This window comes from Prevotella illustrans (assembly GCF_017426725.1).
Lineage (GTDB): Bacteria > Bacteroidota > Bacteroidia > Bacteroidales > Bacteroidaceae > Prevotella > Prevotella illustrans.
Map to the genome: position 1 here is coordinate 1 of NZ_JAERMS010000085.1, position 1,079 is coordinate 1,079.

Annotated in this window: 2 protein-coding genes; both read right to left on the reverse strand. The window is 44.6% G+C overall.

What is annotated here, in order from left to right:
- Nucleotides 1-17: 17 nt before the first annotated feature.
- Entirely contained in the window at nucleotides 18-647 is a 630-nt protein-coding gene (locus tag JHU38_RS12250) for an IS630 family transposase (RefSeq protein ID WP_317196029.1), read from the reverse strand.
- Nucleotides 617-1,079: helix-turn-helix domain-containing protein (locus JHU38_RS12255; RefSeq protein ID WP_317196028.1), on the reverse strand; the 463-nt coding region annotated here is incomplete at its 5' end. The genes JHU38_RS12250 and JHU38_RS12255, both read right to left, overlap by 31 nt.

Here is a 1,079-nt window from a genome sequence, read left to right on the forward strand (position 1 = left end):
TAAGTAACTGATCAAAATTAAGCGACATGTTTAGAGAAGTTTATACGCAACCCTTTTCCTATATCCGCCAAAGCTCTATTGGTGGTATAGAAAAGCATGTCAGAAGTTATATAGTCCTGTGGTCTTATCCACTTGCCTTTGAGTATGCGCCAAAGTGTCTCGGCAATGTTCAACTGTGGCGAGTATGGTGGCAGGTAGAAAAGGAAGAGTCCTCTTTGTTCCCATATAGGACGAAGTTTCTTGATTTTCTTGTTTCGATGGACAGAAGCATTGTCGAGGACGACAAATGTATCCATCTCCAAATTGAACGAGATTTCATCAAGGAAACTGATAACTTTGTCTGCTGTCATTTTCTCGGATGTTGTGAACCCCTTGTAACGGTTGTCTCTATCTATCATTCCAAAAATATTGAGACGTGCAACTCTTTGGGAGGGTATGTAAACATCTTCCCCTCGCAGTTGCCAGCCGTAAGGGACATATCCTTCTGTGCAAATGTGGCTTTCATCAGCATAATAGAGCCTGATGCGTCCTTCATACGCTTGTTTCTCAAGTTCTTGCAACTTCTCGACCTTGTATTCATAGAGTTGCGGCGAGGGTACTCCCCTTGGGCGTTTTCTTATTCGCTTATATCTTGCGCCAATGCTGATAAAAAACGTTTAAACGTTGCGTCGCTTACCTCTTTGCCTGAGGCTTGCTCCCATGCTGCTCTGGCTTTGCTCACACTCTGTCTGTCTTGCTCTATTGCACGACGAACCGACTCTTCGTCCGAGCAGTCCATAATAGGTTTCCGACCCCGTCCGGAACGAGTCTTCAACCCCTCTATGCCTTCCGACTTGAAACGTTTTACCCAAGCGTTTACGCTTACATGGCTCATTTCCGTTTGCCCACCTATCGCTACTGATGACAGACCTTCCGACTTCAGTAATACTGCACGACAACGCATACGGAAACAATGTTTTTCGCCAAAGCGAAATCCTCTCTCGAGTGCGAGACGCTCTGTCTCGGTTAACCCCAATACTTTTGCCCTTCCCATAACTAAGAGTAGAACGGGAATTACATATATTTGTTTTGTATAAATT